Here is a 25,291-nt window from a genome sequence, read left to right as displayed (position 1 = left end):
ACAAATAAAGGCAGATTATGAATAAGCAAGAATACGATTATATTATTATTGGTGCAGGCTCAGCAGGTAACGTCCTTGCTGCACGTTTAACTGAAGATGCAGATATCTCAGTATTATTATTAGAAGCAGGCGGTCCAGATTATCGGCTTGATTTCCGCACGCAAATGCCAGCCGCTTTGGCATTTCCACTACAAGGCCGTCGCTACAATTGGGCATATTTGACCGACCCTGAACCACATATGAACAATCGCCGTATGGAGTGTGGTCGTGGTAAAGGTTTAGGTGGCTCATCACTGATCAATGGTATGTGCTATATCCGTGGTAATGCGATGGATTTAGACCAATGGTCAACCCATAAAGGGCTTGAAGATTGGAGCTATGCGGATTGTTTGCCTTACTATAAAAAAGCAGAAACACGCGACATTGGTGCTAACGATTATCACGGCGGAGAAGGTCCTGTTTCAGTCACCACCCCAAAACAAGGCAATAATGAACTGTTTCATGCCATGATCGAAGCAGGTGTACAAGCAGGTTATCCACGTACAGATGATTTAAACGGTTTTCAGCAAGAAGGCTTCGGTCCGATGGATCGAACTGTGACACCGCAAGGGCGTCGTTCGAGTACAGCTCGCGGTTACTTAGATATGGCAAAAGGTCGACCAAATTTGACGATCGTCACCCATGCCATGACCAATAAAATCTTATTTAGTCATAAACAAGCAATTGGTGTCGAATACATTATTGGTTCAGATCAAGCCAACATGAAACAAGCACATGCCAAACGTGAAGTCTTGTTATGTGCAGGTGCAATTGCATCACCGCAAATTTTACAGCGCTCAGGTGTTGGACAAAGCACTTTCCTCAAATCGATGGATATTGAAGTCATTCAAGACTTACCTGGCGTGGGTGAAAACCTGCAAGATCATTTGGAAATGTATTTACAATACAAATGCAAAAAACCAGTTTCACTTTATCCAGCGTTGAAATGGTACAACCAACCTGCGATTGGCACAGAGTGGTTATTCCTCGGCAAAGGTATCGGTGCAAGTAACCAATTCGAAGCTGGTGGTTTTATTCGCTCATCTGATGAATTTGAATGGCCAAATATTCAATATCACTTCTTACCCGTTGCAATTAACTACAATGGTAGTAATGCCGTGAATGAGCATGGCTTTCAAGCCCATGTTGGTTCAATGCGTTCACCTTCACGGGGTCGGATCAAACTCAAATCCAAAGATCCATTTGAGCATCCAAGTATCTTGTTTAATTACATGTCCACCGAACAAGATTGGCGCGAATTCCGAGATGGGATTCGTATCACGCGTGAAATCATGCATCAACCTGCACTTGACCCTTATCGTGGCGAAGAAATCAGCCCAAGTATGCAGTTAAAAACCGATGCTGAACTAGACTCTTTTGTTCGAGAACATGCCGAGACAGCCTACCATCCATCATGCAGTTGCAAAATGGGTGAAGATGAAATGGCTGTTGTCGATGGTCAAGGTCGTGTTCACGGCGTACGCGGGCTACGTGTAATTGATGCCTCTATCATGCCAATCATTATCACAGGCAACTTAAATGCCACCACGATTATGATGGCAGAAAAAATTGCTGATCAAATTCGTGGGCAAAAATTACCACCTTCGCAAGCACCTTATTTCAAAGCAGGATCAAGCCCTGTTCGTCAAACACCTTTACGTCCATTTGCATAACCTAGTCCAGTTATGTTCAGCACCTTATGGCACTAAGGGGGTGCTGCCAACCATTAGGAAAATTCAAATGAAAAGAATTTTATTGCTACTCCCTTTGGGCTTCTTCTTGCACACTACTCATGCCACTGAAGCAAGCACAGCAATAGCATCACCTTTTAGCGCTAATCTAACACTCGCAAGTCAATATGTATCACGTGGTTTTCAACAAACTTGGGGCAAACCTGCAATTCAAGGTGGAATAGACTATAACCATGATAATGGTTTTTATGCTGGAACTTGGGCATCGACTGTGAGTGATCATTTTATTCGTGATGCATCAGTAGAGTGGGATGTTTATACGGGTTACAGCCGTAGTTTTGGAGATTTAACTCTAGGCACTAAAGTCGCTTACTACTATTATCCTGGCGCCAAAACTACAGCAGAAACAGGAAATACTCGCTTTGATTACGGTGAAATTATCCCAGAAATCAGCTATGGCCCATTAAGTGTTAAATATTCCATTACCTACACCCAAGATTACTTCGGGAATAACTCGGATACTTTAGGTATTGGTACTAATAAACATTCTCGTGGTTCAGGTTATCTTGATGTCAGTTGGCATCAACCTTTAGGGCAAGGCTGGTCGGCAGATGCGCACTATGGTCATCAGCGAATCAAAAACTTCTCTGATGCAAACTTTCAAGACATCAGCTTTGCCGTTAATAAAGAACTCCCCTACAACCTTTTGGGAAGTTTAAGTTACAGCAAAGCATGGGATAAAGATGATTACTACAAGCAATATAGCAATGGCAATCCTAATGCCAAAGTCTCAAATCCAATTGATTCCACTGTGGCTGTCTCACTGACAAAAAGTTTTTAATCCGCAAAATAAAAAAGCTGCAATCAATGCAGCTTTTTATTCAATATGGTTTAAGCATTGATCAACTGAATATCCGATCCTGCTCGTTTTGGATCGATCAGAATCTTGGCATGTTGCTCTGGATCGCGTAAGGCATCAAAGGCATTCCCTACACCTTCCAGACCAACCACACCCGTAATCAGCGGTGAGACATCAATTTTACCTTCAGCAATCATATGCAGGGTGTCACGAAACTCAAGTGGGGTGTATCCCAATACATATTGGATTTCCAATTCTTTATTGATTGCCAATGCAGGTTCGATCTTATCGCTTTGCATACAAACGCCAACACCCACAATACGTGAGAACAATGGCGCACCCTCCAAAATTTGCTGCATGATGCCAGCGACACCCACGCATTCAAAAATCACAGGACGTTTCGGTAATAGACCAAGCTTATCTCCCACGCGCATAGCATTTACCCATGGCAAAGAGAAAGTCTGAACTTTATCAAAAATACCCATCCCCATATTGATTGCTTCAGAAACATTGCCGAGTAGACCAAGCTCTTTCCAACTACTAAATGGAGATTGTTGTTTAGGATCAATCAAGACATCTGCACCACACAGTTCAGCGAGTCTACGACGATTTGGTGAAAAATCACTAGCAACTACCGTTTTAACTCCCGCGGCTTTGAGCATAATAATTACGCCTAAACCAACAGGACCACAGCCAATTACAATCGCTGGTTCATTTTTCTTAATCCGACTACGACGAACTGCATGTAAAGCAACAGCCATCGGTTCAGTTAACGCTGCGCTGTCTGCATCTAAGCCATTCGGCACTTCAAACATTAAACTTGATTGGACCAAGATTTGCTCAGCATAACCACCCGAAGCACTCGGTGATAGACCAGTTGGAACATAACCTTTTGGATCAACATTTAATAGCGGCATCGCACAAACTAGTGTGTCGGCTTTTAATTTACGGCGCGTTTTTGGACCATAATCTAACACTTTACCGCAGAACTCATGACCGAAAACCAGCTTATCTGAGGATTTTGCTACCCCATTAAACCCCACACGTGCTGCCAAATCATGCATATGATCACAGTGATGTTGCATGTGTAAATCAGAACCACAGATTCCACAACGTACCACTTCAAGTAACACCTGTCCTTTAGCAGGAACTAATTGAAGACTATCTTCAAGCTTCAATTCAGCGTTATGACAAACTAGAGATTTCATAGGATGCTTTCCTTATTGTTTTATTGCATGTGTTAACTGTTTTAATTTTTTCATTAAAACAGTTTAGCTCACTTATTTCATTTTTAATTTTGACATACAGCATTGTCAGAACATATGACTTAAAGATCAATATCCCTATCAAATAAGGTCAGCTTTATAAATCACTCGATAATGCAGTTTAAAAAATATTCAAACAAAATTTAAGGAATTGTAATGAGAATATAATCATTTACAATTAACATTAATTTACCAAACATTAAAAAATACCTACAACTAATCCATTTTTAAGGATCACTTAATGCGCTTTTTATTTATCGCCCCCCTATTAACCACACTCATGTTTACTGGCTGCGCCACGCTTAAACCGATGGAATTACAACCTGATTTTTGGCAACAATCGAATAAAAAGGTTGCAGTTGTTGTACATGAACTACCTAAATCAGCTGCGTACAAAGCAGGTAATCAAGGTCTACTAGACGTTGCGATTAACAATGCTATTTCAAATAAATTTGATAATTTTATTGAAAGCCTACAGTTCGAACCATATAGCGCATTAGCAGAAGACATTGAAAAAGAATTTGATCAACGTGGTTTCGATGCAACTGTTGTAAAGCTAGATCCAAAGAATATTCCTGCTTTAGAAAAAACTGCGGAACAGAAGAAAAATCCTGCTTTATTCCAAATGAATCTGGCAGCTGTACCTGATTTAAAAGATAAAGATCTTGTTTTCATCATTACGAGTAATCAAGTTGGTACTACTCGTTCTTATTATGGGTTTGTTCCAACTTCTGCCCCTCAAGGCTTATATGGTGGAATCGCACATCTTGTAGATGTGAAAACAAATGAAATTAAATGGTGGAAAACAGTGAATGTGGTTAAACCTGTAAGTGGTAAATGGGACCAACCACCATCTTATCCAAATGTTTCTCAAGCAGTCGATTTGGCTGTAGAAGCTTCGAAACAAGAATATAAAAAACAATTTTTCAATAAAGCAATTTCAGCTCCTGCTGTAGTTAATTAATTTATGAAGCAATTAAACAAACTATTTAGTTTCGTGGTTGCTATTTTGCTTACTCTAACCTCATCTGTTTATGCAGATGAGGTTCAGACTTTGGCTCAACCACCCATACAACTGACTCTAAAATCAAATCAAACAGAATTTAGTATTGATAGTAACAAGGCATCCCCTGTTCCAATTCCCATCCAAAACGTTCAAGGTGTAGATCCGATTATTGCTCTTACAGGTGTGATCGTTGGCTATATGGTTGCTGATAAGATGAGTTCAACGACCGAACAGGCTGAACAAAAGAAAAGAATCCCACGTTTATTAAAACTTTCAGAATCGATCAACCCCCATATTTTATTAAAGAATCAACTATCCACTGAGATCATCAAACAACCAAGATGGTCAGATGGCCATTCTTATCAACTGGAAATTGCGCCTGAATATCATTTGAGTTCGGAACTCAATACCATCAAAATGATTTTTAAATACCAATTAAAAGCATCGAAAAAAAATACAAAAAATGAAACAACCAAAGCTCAAGTGTACATTTTCCATAATCTTGCCAAAGACGCTGCACATACCGAAAAGCAAATGACTTGGGAAGATGTGGACGAGTCTCAGCTGAAGAACACCTTTCTAGACAGTGCAACTCTACTTAATGATGTATTTTCAAATATAGATGTCAATCAAGTACCTCAAACAGACTTTGTTATCGCAACAACGATTCATGATGAAAAAATACGAGGCTATATAATTAAACAACAGCAAGATTGGCTATGGTTACTCGACCAAAATAAAAATATTTATATTTTGAAACCTAAGCGTACTTTTGTACTTAATGCGGCTAGCACAAAGTAAAAATACGCAATAAACAATTGATTTTCATAATATCTCAATTTAGACAGCCCTCGTGCTGTCTTTTTTAAACGCTATATATTTAAGATTTCTCCTTCACTTCTTTTATTTAAAGGCAAAGTTAGTGCTTGCTTTTATTGGTGTCATTATGCCAATATATATTTACTGGCTTTAAGCCACCATAAAAGAGAAATTAAAAATGACGATCCAACTTATGACAGCTCAAGCGAATGTTCCCATCGAGTTTTTGCAGTTTTCAGGTGGCGAACGTCATATTCAACTACAACCAGAGTTATTGAACCAATTACAAGCACACGCTCAGATCACAGCCTCACTGAATCACAGTACAGATGTAATGGACTATCTATTACTAGAAAATGTGTTGTTAGAACAAGGCACTCGCTTTTCAGTGGAAATCCCTTATTTTCCTTACGCACGTCAAGATCGTATCTGTGCACAAGGTCAGGCTTTCTCACTGGATTTAATGACCAAGTTATTGAATAGCAATAGTGAAAAATTTGCAGGGCAACGTCAGAAAATTGTGGTGTGGGATTGTCATAGTCCAAAGACCATAGAGCTGTTACGCAAAAATACCAACTTCCAAGAGGTAATCAATATTGAACCGATTGAGATTATCCAGCAAAGCTCAACATTGATGCAGATCTTAAGCGCAGATAATACCGTGTTGATCTGTCCTGATGCAGGTGCAATACAACGCACACAAGCGATTGCGAATGGCATCAATTCGCAACGCCAACAGGCGATTGACATCATTCACTGTGAAAAACAACGTGATCCAAACACTGGAAAAATTAGAGCAATAGCGGTGAATAGCCCTGATTTGACAGGAAAAATAGCCGTGATCACCGATGATATTTGTGACGGTGGTGCAACCTTTATTGGTATTGCCAAACAACTACGCAGCCTAAACTGTCAAAGCATTATTTTGTATGTCACACACGGCATTTTTAGTAAGGGGCTGGCGGTATTTGATGGCTTGGTCGATCAGGTGTTTACCAGCAATAGCCTGCCACAAGCAGAAGCAAACAAACTCAACATTATCAATTTTCAAAATTAAGCTCTTATGCAAGAGGCCTATAAAATGAGTATTAAAATAAATCCACTCAATGCAATTGATTTCTACAAAGCCGATCACCGTCGTCAGTATCCAGTGGGGACTGAATACGTCTATGCTAACTTTACCCCTCGCTCATCACGTTTAGCCAAAATGCTGCCTGATTTTGACGACAAGATTGTGTTCTTTGGTCTTCAAGGCTTTATCAAACATTTTCTGATTGAAACCTGGAATGAGGGCTTCTTCAATCAACCTAAAGCCAAAATGGTCGCAGCCTATAAACGCCGTATGGACAACGCTTTAGGTGAAGGTGCGGTGCCTGTCGAGCACATCGAGGCCTTGCACGATCTTGGTTATTTACCATTGAAAATTAAAGCCTTGCCAGAAGGTAGCCGCGTCAATATCAAAGTGCCGGTATTAACCATCATCAATACTGATCCGAATTTCTTTTGGTTAACTAACTATATTGAAACCGTGCTCAGTGCCGAGCTATGGAAAAGCTGTACCACCGCTAGCATTGCCTATGAATACAAACGCTTGTTGACCCAATATGCAGAAAAAACAGGTGCACCTTTAGATTTTGTTGCTGTTCAAGGCCATGATTTTAGTAGTCGTGGGATGAGTGGGATCTATGATGCAGCCCAATCCGGCGTGGGGCACTTGACCAGTTTTATCGGTACCGATTCAGTTGCATCAATTGACTATGCTGAAGAATATTATAACGCCACTGGTGTAGTCGGTGTTTCAGTGCCTGCAACAGAACACAGTGTGATGTGTATGGGCAGTGAAGAAAGTGAAATCGAAACCTTTAGACGCCTGATCTGTGAGCTTTATCCTGCTGGGGTAGTCAGTATCGTGTCCGATACTTGGGATTTCTGGCGTGTGATTACCGAGTTTAGCGTGCAATTAAAATCAGAGATTCTAAATCGCCAACCAAATGCCCTCGGACTCGCCAAAGTGGTGTTTCGCCCTGACTCTGGTGATCCTGTGAAAATTATCTGTGGCGATCCTGAAGCAGAGCTAGATAGTCCCGCTTATAAAGGTGCAGTGCAATGTTTATGGGAAATTTTTGGCGGCACAGAAACAGCTCAAGGCTATAAAGTACTCAACGAGCGTGTTGGTTTAATCTATGGTGACTCGATTACTCTAGAACGTGCCCAAAATATCCTAAAAGGTTTAGAAACCAAAGGCTTTGCTTCGAATAATCTAGTCTTTGGTATCGGCAGCTATACCTATAACTATTTAACGCGTGACACCTTTGGTTTTGCCGTAAAAGCCACTTGGGGTCAAGTCAACGGCGTAGGTCGTGAGCTGTTTAAAGACCCTGTGACAGACTCAGGTGTTAAAAAATCAGCCAAAGGTTTATTAAGGGTTGAACAAACTAATAATGGCTTTGAGTTATTTGATCAACAAAGCATTGAACAGGAAAATATGGGGGTATTGCAAACAGTATTTGAAAATGGTCAATTATTAAGAGAATGCTCTCTTGACCAAATTCGGGAGAGATTGGTTTAGGCAAAACTTTCTATGATTAAAACACATCCAGTGATTAGAAACTCGGAAAAGTCATCCGCAACCTGAACAAGCCAAAGCGACTAAAGCTTTGGCGTAGTGCAAGATAAATGAAATGAATAGTTAAGCGCTTAAGCAAAGCTTTCGCCTTACGGTACGGCAAAGATTATCAATCTTTGCCGTACCTCAGATTTTGCCTACTTTTGCCAAAACATTTACGAAGCTTTAAACGCTTCTCAGGTCGAGCCTGAACAAACTTAAGAGATTAAAGCTTTAGTGAAGTGTAAGACATAGTGGCTTATCCTAAAATATGATGAGAACCCAATAAGACTCCGCTATGATGTTACTTTATTCCGATTTCTTAATATTTCTATGAGTAAGGAAACTATCCATACTTCCGAACAGGAATACCTTGCCCACTATCAAAAAACAGACTATGACACCCCACTGTTTACGGTTGATATGGCTATTTTTTCTGTGGCAAAAGGTCAATTACAAGTCTTAATGATTCAGCGCTCTAACTTTCCCGAAAAAGGAAAATGGGCGCTTCCAGGTGGTTTTATTGATTTAAAAACTGATCCAGATTTAATGGCAACAGCACATCGTAAACTACTTGAAAAAACAGGGATTCATTCTCCGTACCTTGAACAAGTTGAAACCATCGGCAATCAGCATCGTGATCCACGTGGTTGGTCGATCACATCACTTTATTTTGCACTGATTGATTTTAGTAAATTTGAAATTCAAAAGACTTCAACAACTGAAATGAGTAAATGGATTTCTATCGAAGAAGCCTTGCAACTAGAATTAGCTTTTGACCATCAGAAATTACTAAAATTAGCATTTGATCGCTTGTGCAATAAAACCCGCTATACCGCTCTCCCAGCTAGTCTCATGCCTGAATTATTTACCCTGACCGAATTACAAACAATCTATGAAATTATTTTAGGTCAAACCCTAGAAAAAAAATCATTTAGACGACGCATGCAGGAGGCGGGAGCAGTTGAGGAAACAGGGCAACAAAAAATTGTCGGTAAACGCCCTGCTCAATTATTTCGTTATGCACTAGATGATTTTAATTTCACCTTTCCGCGTATGTTGGAAACACCACGTAACTCAGATAATAAAGAAGAGAGCTAAGGCAAAACCTTAGCTCAAAATATCACTTCCAAGTTTCGCGAATCATGTCTACTGCTTTTTCAGCAATCATGATCGCAGGTGCGTTGGTATTACCATTTACCACTGTTGGCATAATCGACGCATCAATCACACGCAAGCCTTGAATACCATATACTTTCAGCTCAGGATCAACCACAGCCATCTCATCTACACCCATTTTGCAACTACCAACTGGGTGATACACCGTATCGACACGTTGGCGTAAAATCTCACGAATCTCATCATCAGATTGCACGTTTGCAGTAAACATATCTTCTTTAATTTTTTCACTCAAAGCAGGTGCTTGCATTAACTTTTGCGTGACTTTAAATCCATCAACCATATCTTGAAGGTCTTGCTCATCCTCAAGGAATTTAAAGTCAATTAATAGCGGATCATCCACGTTTTTGCCACTGAGTTTGACCGAACCACGCGCACGAGGATTGAGCAAACATACGTGGCATGAAATACCGTGTCCTGTATGCATGGTTCGAGCATGATTATCTACTACAGCAATGACGAAATGCAGTTGTAAATTCGGTTTATCTAACTCAGGACGGCTCTTTAAGAAACCACCACACTCTGCATAATTGGTCGTAATTAAGCCTCGACGCTCCTTACGATAACGCCCAATTTGTTTGATTAAATCTAAACTACCACCAACAGAAACACCGAAAGTTCCATCTATTTGTTTAGTCTTATAAGCAAAAATAAAGTCAGGGTGGTCATGTAGATTTTCACCAACTCCAGCTAAATCTTTAACCACAGGAATACCGTGTTTTTCTAATTCTTGACGAGGACCAATCCCCGAAAGCATCAAAACTTGTGGTGATTGGAAAGCCCCTGCAGAGAGTAAAACTTCTTTATTTGCACGAACAACTGTGACTTGTCCTTTATGCTTAAATTCCACGCCTACAGCACGACCATTTTCGATCACAATTCGCGATACCATCGCTTGTGTGATCACATGTAAATTTGGACGCTTACCGATATAAGGCAATAAATACCCACGTGCAGCACTCCAACGTTCACCATTCTTCTGGGTAACTTGGTAGACACCTACGCCTTCTTGCTCTGCGCCATTAAAATCATCATTCAGTGGATAGCCCACTTGTTTAGCTGCTTCAATAAAGGTTTTTTGGTATGGATTATCTGAATGTAGTTCACTTACATTGAGTGGACCATGCTGTCCATGATACTCATTTTTAATTCTTTCGTTATGTTCTGATTTTTTAAAATATGGTAACACTTCATCATAGGACCAACCGGTATTTCCTAAAGCTGCCCAATGATCATAATCATCACGATGCCCGCGAATATACACCATTGCATTGATCGCTGAACTCCCCCCTAAGCATTTACCACGTGGTTGATATCCTTTACGTCCATTTAAACCTTTTTGCGGTATGGTTTCTAGTGCCCAGTTATTCAGTTTCGTTGGGATGCTAATCACCGCAGCTGCTGGTGTATTCACTAACCAGCTATTGCCGTCCCCACCCGCTTCCAATAAACATACTGAAATATTTGGATTCTCCGAGAGTCTACCTGCAAGCACACTACCCGCCGAACCACCACCTATTACTACAAAGTCAAATGCTGTTTGTGTCATTGCTATCCCTGTTATTTTCATTCTTTCAAAATGCAAAAAGATTATGCTCAAATGCACATCTAAATATTGGTTTACTTGTCTAACAGACTTGATTATTCCTCATAAAAAGTAACTGGATATGGGGCAAAGTACAATAGCCAAATCTGGCAATAGGATTGAGTTAAATCATCAATTTCTACAGTCACTTATACAGTGGATTTCTTTTCTATTTGCTTTTGCTTTAAATGCTCAACATGCAAACGATTTGTCTTCCAAGAAGGCTCTAATACTTCTTTTTCAATTCGATATTTAATTCTTTTTAACTTCATCGGACTAATCACCTGTTGATCAAAACGTTTTACGTATTCAATCCAAGCTTTACTACGAAAGACATTTTCAGGCATATCTGTTTTAAATTCGCTTCGAGCTGTAAATACAACAATAGAATGTAAATACTGCGGATCAACAACATCACTTAAAACCATTTCCAATACTTTAATATGCTTATAGTTTTGGTGTAACGGATTCTGAAATTTATAACTTTTCTTATAAATTTTTTGTGTCCACTGCTTCTGGTGAGCATTTCCAAAAATCCATCCCGTATAGTTTTTAGTTTCAACGATGAAAACACCATAAGGACTTATTAAAATATGATCAATTTGAGTCGTCCCGTCTTTCTGATCAGGCAAAGTACAATTATTGAGCAATATATATTCAGCACTTAAATACTTAGCAACATGCTCAGAAACCATAAACTCACCAACTTTCCCCTTGAAATTCGGTGATTTGAGATATGTAACTACAGCAAGCATAAGAAGAATTAAAATAATATAAAAGAACATACTTCCCCATGAATATTTTATTTTTTAGAAATTAAAATCAACAGCATCAAATATACAATATATTTATCAAAATATTATTATAAAACTGAGTTAAGAACTAATTCATAATATTTTATTTGGTCGAACTTCTATATTCTCCAAATAGCATAATCAAACCACCAATAAAAATAAAAAGTAATCCAAATAATTTGAAAGCATCTATTTTCTTTATTTGCATCCCTAATAAACCACTATGATCAATTAAGGTAGCAAAAATCATTTGCCCTAAAAATATCCATAATAGTGTATTGGTTGCACCTATATGTGGAGCTGCCACAAACATACACAGAATATAAAGTGAACCCAAGAAACCTGGCAACCACATCCACCAAGATGTATTTTGATAAAATGGTGGTTTCACCGTTCCATCCATCCACAATGCAATAACAAGCGAAGCAATCGCACCGCCTATATAAAGAAAAAAGGTCGATTGTATTTGGCTTGCACCACTGCTATGACGAAAGGCATTAATGACTGCCAATTGTAATGGAACAACTAGCCCACCTAATATACTAATCAAAACATAATGAATATTTTGCATTCATTGACTCTCATTTTTAGGTTTCTAATTTTTATGAACAAATTTGATTGAGTAACTCTTACTCCAAACTATCTTATAAAAACAAATACCGCATCAAACATTCTATAGTTCAATTGTGACTAAAATGCTTTTGATTAAATAATGAAAGCTTGGAGATAGAAATAATTTCAGAAGAGTAAATAAGTTTTAGTTATTTAATTAAATAAGATATAAAAATACAGACGTAAAAAAACCGCTGATTAGCGGCATTTTATCTCATCTTTAAGATGATGGTCGGAGCAGTAGGATTCGAACCTACGACCCCCTGGTCCCAAACCAGGTGCACTACCAGGCTGTGCTATGCTCCGATTACTCTATAAAAGAGTGGGGTGAATGACGGGATTCGAACCCGCGACAACTGGAATCACAATCCAGGGCTCTACCAACTGAGCTACATCCACCATAACGTTTGGTTCTATGTACCAAGCTACCAACTAAATGGCGCGCCTGACAGGATTCGAACCTGTGACCATCCGCTTAGAAGGCGGATGCTCTATCCAACTGAGCTACAGGCGCATAACGATGATAATACTATCAAGCGATACTTCGCCGATCTTAAAATAATGTTTTTCAACATCTTTTAAATGGTCGGAGCAGTAGGATTCGAACCTACGACCCCCTGGTCCCAAACCAGGTGCACTACCAGGCTGTGCTATGCTCCGATTTATCTCAGCTTTTATTGTATCGCACATCGTGCGGTACGGTGTGCATTCTAGGCTTGACGTCGCATCACGTCAACACCTAGTTTTAAAAAAAATGATTTTTCCTTATCAAATGTATATTTAACAAGCATTTTAACGCTTTAGAGAAGCACTAAAGTTCAACATTCGATCGAGTGGTAATTTTGCGCGTTCAGCCAATGCTGGATCGACGTGTATTTCTTGATCAGCATGTTGTAACACGTGCAAAATACCATCCAACTCATTCATTGCCATCCAAGGACAATGTGCACACGAACGACATGTTGCACCCTCACCCGCCGTTGGCGCTTCGAATAATTCTTTATCTGGTGCTGCTTGCTGCATCTTATAGAAAATACCGCGATCAGTAGCTACGATCATTTGTTTATGCGGTAAAGTCTGCGCTGCTTTGATCAGTTGCGAAGTACTTCCCACTGCATCTGCAATATCTACTACAGATTCAGGCGATTCAGGATGAACTAAAACTGCTGCATCAGGATATAGTGCTTTCATTTGTGCAATACCACGTGCACGGAATTCTTCATGTACGATACACGCGCCATCCCACAACAACATATCAGCACCCGTTTTCTTTTGGATGTAACGTCCTAAATGCTGATCAGGTGCCCAAATAATTTTTTCACCCAAGCTATCAAGATGCTCAATAATCTCGACTGCACAGCTTGAAGTCACTACCCAGTCAGCACGTGCTTTCACAGCTGCAGAAGTATTGGCGTACACCACGACAGTATGATCGGGATGTTGATCACAGAATGCTGTAAACTCATCTACTGGACAACCCAAGTCCAAAGAACAGGTTGCATCAAGTGTAGGCATTAATACTGTCTTTTCAGGAGATAAAATTTTTGCTGTTTCTCCCATGAACTTTACCCCAGCAACTACGAGAGTTGATGCAGCATGATCACGACCAAAACGCGCCATTTCTAGAGAATCAGAAACACAACCACCTGTTAATTCTGCAAGCTCTTGAACATCAGGATCACAGTAGTAATGTGCAACAAGGACAGCATCACGCTTTTTAAGCTCAGCTGCAATTTGTGCGAACTTTTCTTGTTTCACTTCTGGGCTGAGGCTATGGTCCTTTGGCTCACCCAAACGATCTAAATGCGCCTGCACAATATTTTTGGCTTCGTTCGCAATTAAATTCGCATCATTCATAAAACGTCTTCTCTATCCTGCGTGCTTGCATCACAGCAAACATATAACGTGGGTATCTAGGGTGATCATTTGGGATGAATCACTTCGTCCACACATGAGTGATATAAAAAAAGCCCCACTGTGGAGGCTTTATTATAACGCATATTTACGAACGATAATCGGCATTAATTTTGACGTAGTCATAAGAAAAATCACAGGTATAAACTGTGTCTTTCGCTTCACCTCGTCCTAAATCAATACGAATCGTGATTTCTTTCTCAGCCATCACAGCAGCGCCTGCTTCTTCGGTATAGTCAGGATTCGCACCACCATCCAAGCAAATCTGTACATCACCTAACCACACTTGAACCTTACTGCTATCTAAGTTTGGAACACCTGCTTTACCAATCGCCATTACAATACGCCCCCAGTTTGGATCAGAAGCGAACAAAGCTGTTTTAATGAGTGGTGACTCAGCAACACTATAAGCAACATCACAACACTCTTGAGTATTGGCTCCGCCTTCCACCTGTACCGTAATGAATTTAGTTGCACCTTCACCATCACGAACAATCAATTGTGCTAAACGATTCATAATACGCGCAAGTACATCCAGCACTTGTTGGTAACGAGGGTCATCTTGTGATTCAATTTCCGCACCACCAGCTAGACCTGTTGCTACAAAAATACATGAGTCATTGGTTGAAGTGTCGCCATCGATTGTGATGCGGTTAAACGAATGTTCGACAGTCGTTTGTAACAGTTGCTGAACAACTACTTTTGATATTGGTGCATCTGTTGCAACAAAGCTCAACATGGTTGCCATGTTCGGGCGAATCATACCCGCACCTTTACTGATTCCAGTCATGGTGTATGTCACACCATCAAGCTCAAACTGTTCAGATGCACCTTTCGGAGTAGTATCTGTGGTCATAATGCCAGAAGCAGCTTCAGCCCAACGATCCGCATTTAAATCATTTAATGCAGGCTGAATACCTTGAACTAAACGCTCAATCGGAAGTTGCTCACCGATTACACCTGTTGAAAAAGGTAGAATCTGATTCGCTTGGACACCTGCTAATTCCGCTAATTTGGCACAAGTCGTTTCTGCATTTTTATAACCTACAGTTCCTGTTGCCGCATTTGCATTACCAGTGTTAATAATCAAATAACGTGGTGTATTTTCTGCCAAGTGTTTTTTACTAAGCAAAACTGGCGCAGCAGCAAATGCACTTTGAGTAAATACACCTGCAACATTTGAACCTTCAGCAAATTCAAAAATGACTAGATCTCGTCGATTTGGATAACGTACATACGCCTCAGTTGAGCCAATTTTTACACCCTGCACCACATGCATAAGTGGCATTGTTACGTCACCAACAGCCATTTTTAAACTTCCATTCAATTTGTTATGAAAAAGAAAATGAATACATACCCTATATATGAGACTCGGAAAGTTCATCTACAACCTACGTGGCATTTGTAATATCCCGTTTCTGCGATAGATAAAACAAATGCAGCAAGTGAACAGGTTTTGTAGATGACAATGCCTTTGATTACTTTGGGCGAAACCAAAGTAACTCGAACCGAAGGTTATTCCTAATATTGGATTACGCTAAGCAAAACACCGCCTCGCCAATAACTGAGTTACGGTTCAAGTCATAAAATATGTGGATTCATATCTGTTAAGTAGCTTATTCCAAAAAGCAATGAAAATCGAGTATTAACAATACAGATTATGGAATTTGACTTTGCTCTAAACTGAGTAAAATCTGCTTCTTATCCAACCCACCAGCGAAACCAACTAATGCCCCACCTGATCCAATCACTCGATGACACGGCGCAATAATCGAAATCGGGTTCTTACCATTCGCAGCACCCACTGCACGTACAGCTTTTTCATTACCAATCTGGAGTGCAATCTCTTTATAACTACGTGTTTCCCCGTAAGGAATCGTCAATAAAGCCTTCCAAACCTGCTGCTGAAAATCAGTGCCTTGAAAATCAAGAGGTAAATCAAATTGTTGGCGCTGCCCTACGAAGTATTCTTCTAATTGTTTTTTAACTCGCTGTAACATCGGATGTTGATGATCTTCTAAGGGCTTTGCTAAACGAACTCTTTTATGATCTTCATTATCCCACATGACTGCAACTAAAGCCTGATCATGTGCAACCAGTTTTAATGCACCTACAGGAGAATCCATATACATATAAACCAATTGCATTAAAAATTCCCCATAGGCTTTGTTCCATTCAGCTTACTCAATCCGATAAGATGCTGAATTTTCTTAATTTGAAGACAATTTCATTAAAATCAGACCAGATACGATCAACACTGCTGCAATCATTCGCATTGCGGTCATCGGCTCATTCAAAATGAGAATACCCACCACGAAAGAGCCAATTGCTCCAATCCCTGTCCACACCGTATATGCTGTACCTAAAGGAAGTGAACGCATTGAAATCGACAATAAAACAACACTTAAAATCATGAAAACAATAGTCACGATGCTTGGCGTTAGCTTTGTAAAACCTTCAGACATTTTCATAGAATATGCCCAAATAATTTCAAAAATACCCGCCAAGATTAAAATTGCCCAAGCCATTTTTAACAGTCTACTTTATCAATAGTCAGGTCGTCCCAACGTGATTCTTTGCAAGGAGGTCGTCCTCCTTAGTTGAACAGTTTACTGTAAAATGCGCAATTGTGTGAATTGTTGTGTATCTAGACAACTTAAATAATTGAAATAATTAAAATTGCTTAATACAACTATTACTGCCAAACGATACTTTCAACTTTCATGAGTTCACAAGCACCATTCCCCGTATCTTCTCGAGATAGAGAGCTTTTCCATCGCCAGCCATCTGAAGCCTGAATCTCAATCAATGAACCTTTTAAATAAACCAAATCATCTTTTTTTATCTTCTTCATTTGCGATGCAACAGAAGGATTTGCTGGGACTAAATGCATGTTGGCACTATGTGTTGCAATCTCTCTTAATGAAATAGGCGGCTCATTTTCAACTTTCCAATAATACCAACGATTACCTTGAGAAATATCAATGCGCTCATATACTTGCGGTTTCGCCATCTCTCCCCAACCGACAGCAATGTCGATCGGTGAAAATTCAGCTTCTCTTCCCCAATGATAATCTTCTTTGGATAAGACACGGAAAGAACCTTCATACTTTTCTAATTCGATGATTTGAACATTCTGTTGTGTCTTGAGTTGATCTAAATCAGGAACAGGTTTTAAAAAATTTGTCCAAATTAACCATGCAAATGCGACTGCTAATACCCAATACATCCATTTAGGCATCTCATTTATCCCTTTTGTTTCGTATCGCATTCATCCATTGATTTAAATGCTGAAATATAGTCTTCAAAAAAATCTGGAATTGGTAAAAATAATTATGCTTAGATGAATCTATAGATTCCTTTTGTATCGAATCCTTATGTAGATCAATCATGATCTGAATCGGTTCGTAATGCGACATGGTTTGTTGCAATTCCACCCCTAAATTCAAACACTCAAGTTTATAAGTTAGCTGAGATAAATCATCTCGATGGTACAACGTGAGGTGCTTACAATCTAAATCTATATGATGCTCGATTAATACTTCCGAGAAAGGAATTAATGCTTTTCTGATTCGTTGTACATCCTGATCATCTTTCATCAGAGGAATATAATAATAGCTCACCTGCATAGAACTATTATTGCTCCGCTGTGAATCTGAAAAAGACGATTGATTACTAATCTTTTCGAGGGAATCTGTTATTGCTGTTATTTGATTGTTTTGTTGTTCTAAAGCCATTTATACACCATCAATGACTCAAAAAAGATACTGCTAGTATAAACCAACAGTATCTCAGTAAAGTGACTTTTTAGACAAAGTATCAGAACTTTAGCGTTAATCCCGTAGCATATAACCAACCCTTTTCACTTTCAGAAGCAGCTTGCCATGGTGTTTGCTCCACACCTTTATGATAAGCATATGCTACATCTACAAAAGGCATAAGTTTTTTATTGATCTCATAACGCACTTGTACGCCCGTTTGTAGTTTAGATAACCCTGATTTCTTTGCATATTTTGATTCATCACTCAATACCACATCTGCATTCAAATAGGGTTGAGCAATTAACTTTTGTGTAAATAGCAAGTCTCGACTGGTTTCTAAACTCAACTGCCAACGCTGATCTTGTCCAGCAAAAACATAAGCTTCTGTTTCAAAGAAATATGGTGCTAAACCATGCAAACCGAATACAGCACTCCATTGATCTTGTTCTAGCTGATGTTCTGGTTGATATTGATAACGCACACCCGCCTGTATATCCCAAAAATCTGCAATATTTCTGCTATATAAAGTCATTGCTTCAGTTTCAGCTTTTTCCGATTCAGCCTTCTCAACATGGGCTTTGATAAAGATTTTATTTTCATCTGTACCCACCCATGTTTTTAACTCGGTGCTTACACTACCATTTCCATCTTCATCTACCGCCCAAGCATTTTCTAAACTGGTTGACTGGTATATTTGCCCGCCATGTTCGTTATGATGCCTATGCTCTGCATCTTGAACATCGCTTGAATATGCAAGTTTGGACTGTTCATGTTTCTGATGATCTGCCTTTGACGTTTCCATCACAACCATCTGTTGCTGTGAAGCTTGATTCATCTGCAACATTTGATTATGAGCTTCATGGGCATGGGCAAATCCTGCCAAAGAGGATGCAATACCACTCACCACGATCAACTGTGTATATCGTTTCATCTTCGAAGACTGCTTAATGATGTGCATGGCTTTCTCCTGTCGATGGTTGAACTGGTGAAGATGTTGGTTGAGTGGCTGTTTTTGCCTCATTGACATTCGCAACAATCAACTTACTCATCATTCCTGCACTCATGTGATAGAGCAAATGACAGTGAATCGCCCACTCTCCTAATTCATCAGCTGTCAGTAATGCAGTTACGGTTTTACCGGGTGGTACGATGACGGTATGCTTATTTGGCATATCGGCTGCGCTTTGTCCATTTTCTAGCTGCATAAACATGCCGTGTAAATGCATAGGATGTGCCATCATACTTTCATTGACAAACTTCAAACGAATTCGCTCACCGTACTGCACTTTCAATGGTTCAAAATCTTTATCACTGAATTTTTTACCATCAATTGTCCAAATATATCGTTCCATCGTCCCACCTAAACGAATCACGAGTTCTCTTTCTGCAGCACGCGTATCAGGCTGAGGAGTTAATGCTTTTAGATCGGTATATTGCAATGCTTTATGTCCAACAGGTGTGGATGCATTTGCCCAACCTTGAACAGCTTGTGGTTTATGTTGGTTTGTTACGGAAATAGATGATTGTTGCTTATCCGAATGATGATGCATCTGGCTCATATTCATGTCGGTATGAGATTTATGGTTCATATCTCTCATATCCATTTCACCATGCGCATTATGATTCATTGCCATCTTAGTCATCTGAGTATGTTGGCTATGATCCATTTTAGCCTTATCCATTTCAGCGTGCTGGCTATGATCCATTTTGCTCGTTTCATCTTGCGCATGCGCTCCATGTCCCATATCGTCCATGGTCAATAAAGCACGTGGACGCGCTGCCGGCATCGTCACGATCTGTTGTGCAGGCTTTATCTCATTTTGCAATGACGCGATTGCAAAACCAGAACGATCAATTGACTCTGCTTGGATTTGATAATGCGTTTGAGTTGGTTCAACAATTACATCATAAGTTTCTGCTGCACCAATTCTAAATTCATCGACTGGAACAGGTAGGACAGGCTGACCATCAGCACTGACAACCATCATTTTTAAATTAGGAATTCGCACATCAAAAAAAGACATCGCCGAAGCATTGATAAACCGTAAGCGAACTTTTTCTCCTGCTTTGAAAGCACCTGTCCAATTTTGTTGTGGTGTTTTCCCATTCACTAAAAAGGTATAGCCAGTGACATCCGATAAATCAGTTTTCAGCATGCGCATCTGATTCCACATCGAACGATCTTGCCATGTAGCTTTCAAACCTTGATCTTTCAGTTGTGACCAAACATCAGCGACTGTTTCACGTTGATTTTGATAGTACTCCGCTGATTTTTTTAGATTTGCCATGATCTTGTCACTTTTCGTTTCATGGAAATCAGAAAGCATCACAACATAATCACGTTCAGCATTCTCATGTTTAGCTACAGGCTGTTTTCCCTTGGGATAAATGACCAAAGGACCATATAAACCATCCTGTTCTTGACCTTTACTATGTGCGTGATACCAATAAGTTCCGTTTTGTCGTACTTTAAAACGATACTCAAAACTACCATTAGGCTTAATACCTTTAAAGCCATTGAAGCCTGGAACACCATCCATAAGCCCTGGTAAAAGTAAACCATGCCAATGTAGAGAGGTGTCTTGATCTTTAAGTTGATTATGGACATGAATGACTGCTTCATCCCCTTCTTCAAACTCCAGCAAAGGCGCAATAAATTTGCCATTCACTGTAATTCTTTGAACAGGTTTTCCTGTGACATTCACCATCTCTTGGTTGATATTAAGATGATACTCTTTGATTGCAGCCATGCTATAGGGCGCGAATAAGAGACCGAAACTCGCAATAACGCCAGCATATAATTTTGAAGACATGAAATAATCCTAATCTATTGATTCATCAAATTTCCCTAACTATAAGAAGTTAAGAAAAGACTGAGTGGCTGATAGATTAGGCTTTGGGAGGACGAAGAATTTCTTGCCAATATCCAGCTAAGTGTCGAGCTTGATATGCTGTTATTAGATGAATAGGTCGTTCAAAAACAGATAAAGCAGATAGTTCAGGTATATTTTGATCGAGTGTAAAACTCACCGTTTGACAATGTGATGTATGATTACAATCTTCACAATGTTGCTGATTTGGCACTTTTTGGTCATGACATTTAGTCATACTCGTCATGTCTTGATGTGCCATTTGCATTTGATGATGCTGTTCAATTTTCATTTGCATCTTGTGACACGGCATATCCTGAGTCGTTACAGTGGATTGCTCAGTATGAATTGCATGTACAGCTGCAACGGCGACATTACTCCCCCCGATGAAAAATATCATCAGGAACACAAACCACATATGTTTGTATCTTTTGAGATGTAGCACTGAATATTCCTATCCACAGATCAGAATCTTTATCTATATTAAGCATAAGTTGTTTCATAGTTATGCACAATCATGTTTATGTTCAAATTATGCAATATTCAACAACTTTAAACAGAGTGATGCTGTTTTATTCTACAATATCTGCAAAAATCACTCATGAGTAAAAATAGAGCAAAATAAATAATTTAGCGCACAAAAAAAGGACAAAAACTTGTCCTTTTTCGTTCAAACTGCTGTGAATATAAACAACTGAAATCATTTTGTTTATTTTAACAACATCTTATCCACTCGCTTATCAACATGGTTATCCACGTAGTTATAAACAAAGTTATCCACAGCCCAGTGTATATAATAGGTTAAATAGACTAAATTTGTTTTGCACCAACATTAGCCAACTCTGCACGCATTTGGTCGATCACTGTTTTGTAATCTGGTTGACCAAAAATTGCTGAACCAGCAACAAACATATCCGCCCCAGCTTCTGCAATTTCTCGAATATTTGCAGGTCCTACACCACCATCCACTTCTAAACGAATATCACGGCCACTTGCATCAATAATTTTGCGTGCTTGGCGAAGTTTTTCTAATGTCATCGGAATAAATTTCTGCCCACCAAAACCAGGGTTTACACTCATTAATAAAATTTGGTCTACTTTATCTAGAACATAATCAAGATAATGTAATGGTGTCGCAGGGTTAAAAACTAATCCTGCTTTTGCACCACCTGATTTAATCAACTGCAAAGAGCGATCAATATGATCTGTCGCTTCTGGGTGGAAAGTAATGATATCGGCACCCGCTTCTAAGAAGTCACCAATCATACGATCCACAGGAGAAACCATGAGGTGTACATCAATTGGTGCTTTGATACCGTAATTTTTTAATGCTTTACAAATACCTGCACCGAAGGTCAGATTCGGAACATAGTGATTATCCATCACATCAAAATGTACAACGTCTGCGCCTGCAGCTAGAACTTTTTCTACATCTTCACCTAAACGAGCAAAATCAGCAGATAAAATTGAAGGAGCAATGAGATAAGGCTTGGACATGGATTACCTGACAATGACGAAGGAATGATTCCGTGATTATAACAAATTCATACTGCTTAGGGCTGTTAGAAAGTGATTATTCGAGCATTGCAAACATGCAACACCACGTTGCAGAGTTACTATTTTTTTATCATTGGTTATTTGCTAAAGTAATTTTTGATACAAAAAATGAAGTCGTATGATGAAGAGTACTACACAGATTCAAACAGTCGAAGGTAAACGAATCGCTAAACGTTTGCTCAATCACTGGAAACATAAATTTGAAGTTGAAGAAACTGAAATCTATTCAAAAATTTTGATGCCTACTGCAACGGTGACACTCACAGCACAACAGGAATACTTAGAGGTTATCATTGAAAATCAACAAGATGATGTCGAGCGCCTAGAGCAAGTTGTAATAGATCATTTGAATCGAATGGCTCAGCAGGAATTCGCTGCCAATTGGACCCATCAAGAATAAGAAGCTCATAATGAGCTTCTTTCAAAGATTAAGCATTCTTTTCTAATTGAATAGCATGAAATTGCAAATGATCATCGATAAAGCTTTGAATAAAATAGTAACCATGATCATAGCCTTCATGCAAACGTAAAGTGATATGCTGACCAGACTCTAAACAAGCTTGTTTAAATTTTTCAGGATTTAACTGCGCAAAGAATTGGTCTTCTAAACCTTGATCAATCAGAATTTCTTCAAATTGAGCCCCCTTCTGCTGTACTAATGCAGTTGCATCGTGTTCTGCCCAACATTGTTGATCCTGTCCTAAATATTGACTAAATGCCTTTTCACCCCAAGGACAAATACTTGGTGCACAAATCGGTGCAAATGCCGAGACCGATCTAAAAAGTTCTGGGTACTTAAATGCTAATGTTAGGGCACCATGACCACCCATTGAGTGTCCAAAAACCCCAACCTGATTTTCAATGATTGGAAATTCTTGCAAAACATGAGCGTAGAGTTCATCAACAATGTATGACTCCATTTGATAATGCTCAGCCCAAGGTTGTTGAGTCGCATTAATATAAAAACCAGCACCCTGCCCAATATCCCAATGATCGCCTTGAGCAATATGCTCTCCACGTGGAGATGTATCCGGAGTAATCAAAATAAGACTTAATCTTGCTGCCATGCGTTGTGCATGTGCTTTTATTGCAAATGTTTCTTCACTACACGTAAGCCCTGCAAGATAAAAAAGCGCAGAACAAGGTTTGCCCTCTAAAGCAGCTGGTGGGAGATAAACACCAACGCGACTTGAGCCTTTGAGGTGTTGTGATTCAAGTTGATAAATCCTTTGTTCACCTTCAAAACAACGATTTTTTTGCAGTAGCTGCATGTTGATCATCCTGTGTTTTTGTAATGTCTGTTGTTGTAATATTTTGAGTAGGGAATAAATATGGTTCTAATTGCGGCAGCATGAGTTCCATATTACGACCAATTGACCATTGTGGTTCAGATGGCTCAAAACCTTGTGCAGTTTCCCACTGTGTCACCGTTTGTTTGGCTTGTTCAAAGGCTTTTTTCATTGAAGACTGTTCACGCATCGCCAAATCAAAAAAAGCTCGACCGAAATAAGTATAATCTGCTTCATTATTACAGCCAAAAGAAGTCTTATCCGCTGCTGATGCGGTAATAATCAATGTTTCTGGAGACTGTAATGCGGGAATAAAACTTCCAGAATAACATGCAGAGATTACAATCACTCGCCAACGAATACCTGACTTATCCAGAGTTTCACGTAACCATTTTGGATCGACCTGACCTAATTCAAGTGGTGCATTTTCTAGTTCAAAATGATTTTTTTCACCATGTGATGTCATATAAAGAAATAAAACATCACTATCACGATTCATCTGTTGACCTATACGGCGCAAAGCAAGCTCGATGCTTGTCTTTGAAGCTATGGGTACTTCTAAACGCGTGGCAGGGTTATTGACCAGCATGATAGAACGGTCGACAGTTCCAAAGCGTGTATCGAACTGCTCTTTTATACGCTCAACTTCAGATTTAAAAACATCCACATAACTATCACCTGCAACACCTAAAAAGTACCAGTGACTTTGGGCAATGTCGCCATATTGGATGTTATCTAATGCTTGTTGTAATAAATTGCTTTGAGCATAAAAGGCTTCCTCTGAAAAGCTTGGCGGAGTTTCTTCGACTTTCCAAATCGGTTGATCTTTCACCGATAATTGCCAAACCACCATCGTTGCAATCGTTGCGATAAAAACGAGAGCTCGCTCCCACCAAGGCCAATTCAGCGCACGTGAGAACACCCAAATTACGGCTAAACTTTGCCAAACAAATAAAGCCACAAAGAATGGTGGTAAAAAACCATTATAGATACTATCAGGAATGAAGTTTAGATATCCATTCGATCCTAAATACTGAATCAAGCACTGTAAGAGCAAAATATTGGTATCAAGAACCAACCAGAGTAAAGCAGGCACTAACATCAAACGTGCTTGGTTCATCCGTTGAGATAGAAAAATCCCGACAATCAAGGCAATGAACGGCCAAAGCGCATAGCCAATGAGACCTTGAGGGTTAAAATCACCTACTTGACCAGCTACTAACCAACTATACAACGAGTTTGTACAGCCACCTAAAATCCCCCAAAGTATCAGCTGGGTGATAGAGGGATGAACCACTTGTAATGAACGGCGGGACCCGAGGAACAACCACATTCCAGCAATTTGGTTACTTTTGAAATCATGCCAGATATTAATGGAGGGTTTGAGATCTATCATAGAATTCTTCGGGAGTATCTCTTTTTAAGCCTAAACTAAATAATATGCCA

At 39.5% G+C, this 25,291-nt stretch carries 24 protein-coding genes and 4 tRNA genes; 8 read left to right on the top strand and 20 right to left on the bottom strand.

The genetic code is table 11. The features are described from left to right. The first annotated feature begins 17 nt into the window (after nt 1–17). Nucleotides 18–1,712 (top strand): choline dehydrogenase, encoded by a 1,695-nt coding sequence (betA, locus tag H2677_RS03365; protein WP_212639143.1) that lies wholly within the window; start codon nt 18–20, stop codon nt 1,710–1,712. Between the two features lie 67 nt (nt 1,713–1,779). Next, on the top strand, nt 1,780–2,571 hold the full coding sequence (locus tag H2677_RS03360; RefSeq protein WP_212639142.1) for a TorF family putative porin: 792 nt from the start codon (nt 1,780–1,782) through the stop codon (nt 2,569–2,571). A 50-nt stretch (nt 2,572–2,621) separates the two neighbouring features. Here H2677_RS03360 and H2677_RS03355 read toward each other — a convergent pair whose 3' ends face one another. Then, complete coding sequence (locus tag H2677_RS03355) at nt 2,622–3,797, bottom strand: zinc-binding dehydrogenase (protein WP_004952394.1); 1,176 nt, start codon at nt 3,795–3,797, stop codon at nt 2,622–2,624. A gap of 298 nt (nt 3,798–4,095) precedes the next feature. Here H2677_RS03355 and H2677_RS03350 point away from each other — a divergent pair, with 298 nt between their 5' ends. From H2677_RS03350 to ntrR, 5 genes are all read left to right on the top strand, one after another. Beyond that, nucleotides 4,096–4,818, top strand: coding sequence for a hypothetical protein (locus tag H2677_RS03350; RefSeq protein WP_212639141.1), 723 nt, complete (start codon nt 4,096–4,098; stop codon nt 4,816–4,818). A gap of 3 nt (nt 4,819–4,821) precedes the next feature. Continuing rightward, nucleotides 4,822–5,661 (top strand): hypothetical protein, encoded by an 840-nt coding sequence (locus tag H2677_RS03345; protein WP_212639140.1) that lies wholly within the window; start codon nt 4,822–4,824, stop codon nt 5,659–5,661. Between the two features lie 196 nt (nt 5,662–5,857). Next, nucleotides 5,858–6,736, top strand: coding sequence for a phosphoribosyltransferase family protein (locus tag H2677_RS03340; protein WP_212639139.1), 879 nt, complete (start codon nt 5,858–5,860; stop codon nt 6,734–6,736). A 24-nt stretch (nt 6,737–6,760) separates the two neighbouring features. Further along, on the top strand, nt 6,761–8,248 hold the full coding sequence (locus tag H2677_RS03335; RefSeq protein WP_212639138.1) for a nicotinate phosphoribosyltransferase: 1,488 nt from the start codon (nt 6,761–6,763) through the stop codon (nt 8,246–8,248). Nucleotides 8,249–8,617: 369 nt separating this feature from the next. Continuing rightward, nucleotides 8,618–9,385 (top strand): ADPR responsive transcriptional repressor NtrR, encoded by a 768-nt coding sequence (gene ntrR / locus H2677_RS03330; protein ID WP_126132119.1) that lies wholly within the window; start codon nt 8,618–8,620, stop codon nt 9,383–9,385. Between the two features lie 22 nt (nt 9,386–9,407). On the opposite strand, the gene H2677_RS03325 is transcribed toward ntrR, so the two are convergent. The 17 genes from H2677_RS03325 to rpe all read right to left on the bottom strand — a co-directional run bounded on the left by H2677_RS03325 (nt 9,408) and on the right by rpe (nt 22,496). Then, on the bottom strand, nt 9,408–11,012 hold the full coding sequence (locus H2677_RS03325; protein WP_125298885.1) for a GMC family oxidoreductase: 1,605 nt from the start codon (nt 11,010–11,012) through the stop codon (nt 9,408–9,410). Nucleotides 11,013–11,197: 185 nt separating this feature from the next. Beyond that, on the bottom strand, nt 11,198–11,833 hold the full coding sequence (locus H2677_RS03320; protein ID WP_212639137.1) for a nuclease-related domain-containing protein: 636 nt from the start codon (nt 11,831–11,833) through the stop codon (nt 11,198–11,200). A 112-nt stretch (nt 11,834–11,945) separates the two neighbouring features. Further along, nucleotides 11,946–12,413 (bottom strand): DMT family transporter, encoded by a 468-nt coding sequence (locus tag H2677_RS03315; RefSeq protein ID WP_212639136.1) that lies wholly within the window; start codon nt 12,411–12,413, stop codon nt 11,946–11,948. 270 nt (nt 12,414–12,683) lie between these two features. Continuing rightward, nucleotides 12,684–12,760 (bottom strand) — tRNA-Pro (locus tag H2677_RS03310). A 17-nt stretch (nt 12,761–12,777) separates the two neighbouring features. Continuing rightward, a tRNA-His gene (locus H2677_RS03305) sits at nt 12,778–12,853 on the bottom strand. A 38-nt stretch (nt 12,854–12,891) separates the two neighbouring features. Further along, a tRNA-Arg gene (locus tag H2677_RS03300) sits at nt 12,892–12,968 on the bottom strand. Nucleotides 12,969–13,037: 69 nt separating this feature from the next. Then, nucleotides 13,038–13,114, bottom strand: a tRNA-Pro gene (locus H2677_RS03295). Between the two features lie 132 nt (nt 13,115–13,246). Continuing rightward, complete coding sequence (gene nadA / locus H2677_RS03290) at nt 13,247–14,311, bottom strand: quinolinate synthase NadA (RefSeq protein WP_212639135.1); 1,065 nt, start codon at nt 14,309–14,311, stop codon at nt 13,247–13,249. 145 nt (nt 14,312–14,456) lie between these two features. Further along, the gene (argJ, locus tag H2677_RS03285) at nt 14,457–15,677 is read right to left on the bottom strand and encodes a bifunctional glutamate N-acetyltransferase/amino-acid acetyltransferase ArgJ (protein ID WP_129261906.1); all 1,221 of its coding nucleotides are present in this window, start codon (nt 15,675–15,677) and stop codon (nt 14,457–14,459) included. A gap of 349 nt (nt 15,678–16,026) precedes the next feature. Beyond that, a complete protein-coding gene (locus tag H2677_RS03280; RefSeq protein ID WP_004914361.1) occupies nt 16,027–16,515 on the bottom strand; it encodes a methylated-DNA--[protein]-cysteine S-methyltransferase in 489 nt (162 codons plus the stop codon). Between the two features lie 63 nt (nt 16,516–16,578). Continuing rightward, entirely contained in the window at nt 16,579–16,896 is a 318-nt protein-coding gene (locus tag H2677_RS03275) for a DMT family transporter (protein ID WP_004952367.1), read from the bottom strand. A 167-nt stretch (nt 16,897–17,063) separates the two neighbouring features. Further along, on the bottom strand, nt 17,064–17,609 hold the full coding sequence (locus H2677_RS03270) for a hypothetical protein (protein WP_099948146.1): 546 nt from the start codon (nt 17,607–17,609) through the stop codon (nt 17,064–17,066). Nucleotide 17,610: 1 nt separating this feature from the next. Next, a complete protein-coding gene (locus H2677_RS03265) occupies nt 17,611–18,105 on the bottom strand; it encodes a hypothetical protein (RefSeq protein ID WP_129261903.1) in 495 nt (164 codons plus the stop codon). A gap of 82 nt (nt 18,106–18,187) precedes the next feature. After that, nucleotides 18,188–19,087 (bottom strand): copper resistance protein B, encoded by a 900-nt coding sequence (locus H2677_RS03260; protein WP_212639134.1) that lies wholly within the window; start codon nt 19,085–19,087, stop codon nt 18,188–18,190. Next, a complete protein-coding gene (locus tag H2677_RS03255) occupies nt 19,074–20,942 on the bottom strand; it encodes a copper resistance system multicopper oxidase (RefSeq protein ID WP_212639133.1) in 1,869 nt (622 codons plus the stop codon). Before H2677_RS03255 ends, H2677_RS03260 begins: the two co-directional genes overlap by 14 nt. 76 nt (nt 20,943–21,018) lie before the next feature. Further along, on the bottom strand, nt 21,019–21,399 hold the full coding sequence (locus H2677_RS03250) for a hypothetical protein (RefSeq protein WP_407929291.1): 381 nt from the start codon (nt 21,397–21,399) through the stop codon (nt 21,019–21,021). Between the two features lie 410 nt (nt 21,400–21,809). After that, nucleotides 21,810–22,496, bottom strand: a complete 687-nt coding sequence (rpe, locus tag H2677_RS03245; RefSeq protein ID WP_212639131.1) for a ribulose-phosphate 3-epimerase — start codon at nt 22,494–22,496, stop codon at nt 21,810–21,812. Between the two features lie 181 nt (nt 22,497–22,677). Between rpe and H2677_RS03240 the strand changes: the two genes are divergently transcribed. Further along, a complete protein-coding gene (locus H2677_RS03240; RefSeq protein WP_212639570.1) occupies nt 22,678–22,956 on the top strand; it encodes a DUF2218 domain-containing protein in 279 nt (92 codons plus the stop codon). Between the two features lie 28 nt (nt 22,957–22,984). Here H2677_RS03240 and fghA read toward each other — a convergent pair whose 3' ends face one another. Next, nucleotides 22,985–23,827, bottom strand: coding sequence for an S-formylglutathione hydrolase (gene fghA / locus H2677_RS03235; protein WP_212639130.1), 843 nt, complete (start codon nt 23,825–23,827; stop codon nt 22,985–22,987). Next, on the bottom strand, nt 23,796–25,241 hold the full coding sequence (locus H2677_RS03230; protein WP_004914392.1) for a C13 family peptidase: 1,446 nt from the start codon (nt 25,239–25,241) through the stop codon (nt 23,796–23,798). The genes fghA and H2677_RS03230 overlap by 32 nt, the downstream gene beginning before the upstream one ends. Nucleotides 25,242–25,291: the final 50 nt, after the last annotated feature.

The sequence above is a fragment of the Acinetobacter junii genome (genome assembly GCF_018336855.1).
Taxonomy (GTDB): Bacteria; Pseudomonadota; Gammaproteobacteria; order Pseudomonadales; family Moraxellaceae; genus Acinetobacter; species Acinetobacter junii.
The sequence above is the reverse complement of the archived record's forward strand: the minus strand, read 5'-3'. Positions and strand labels throughout refer to the sequence as shown.